Raw genomic sequence first — 560 nt, 5'->3', positions numbered from 1 at the left:
AGGAAGCTAGCTGCAAGCATAACTGTGGTTAGCTAAAGTGAGCTGACGACAGATTATCTTGATTTTTGAAGAGTATTAGCACATTTTGTTCAACATATCGACCCGAATCTGGTGACGTCCACCATCGTATTTACCGTTAACAAATCCTTTAGCGATGTTTTTAGCCAATTCATCACCAACAAGTTGTGCACCCATAGTGATCATACGTGAGTTGTTGTGGCCACGAGTCATATAAGCTGAACGTTCGTCAGATACTTCTGCAGCAACCATTCCTTTGATCTTAGTTGCGACCATAAATGGACCAGCTCCATAAGCATCAATCACGATACCAAGGTTTTGCTCTTCTTTGTTTACTTCTGCAGCAACAGCAAGAGTCACATCAACAAAGTCTTGACCTTCAGCTGTAACATCCACAACGTGGAAGTTTTCTTTTTCCAAGAAGTCTTTCACAACTTCTTTCAATCTCAAACCTGCAGCATCTGCACCGATAACAATAGACATATTGTATACTCCTTTTATTTTTCTAGGCTAATAAAACCTTTTATAGTTAGCAGTTTATA

Annotated in this window: 1 protein-coding gene; it reads right to left on the bottom strand. The window is 39.5% G+C overall.

Going from position 1 to position 560, the window contains the following annotated elements; translation table 11 throughout:
* Positions 1-75: 75 nt before the first annotated feature.
* Entirely contained in the window at positions 76-501 is a 426-nt protein-coding gene (gene lacA / locus HMPREF1048_RS04385; protein WP_000029277.1) for a galactose-6-phosphate isomerase subunit LacA, read from the bottom strand.
* Positions 502-560 lie beyond the last annotated feature (59 nt).

Origin of the sequence: Streptococcus mitis SK575 (genome assembly GCF_000257865.1) — a bacterium.
Classification (GTDB): domain Bacteria; phylum Bacillota; class Bacilli; order Lactobacillales; family Streptococcaceae; genus Streptococcus; species Streptococcus mitis_CQ.
The sequence above is the reverse complement of the archived record's forward strand: the minus strand, read 5'-3'. Positions and strand labels throughout refer to the sequence as shown.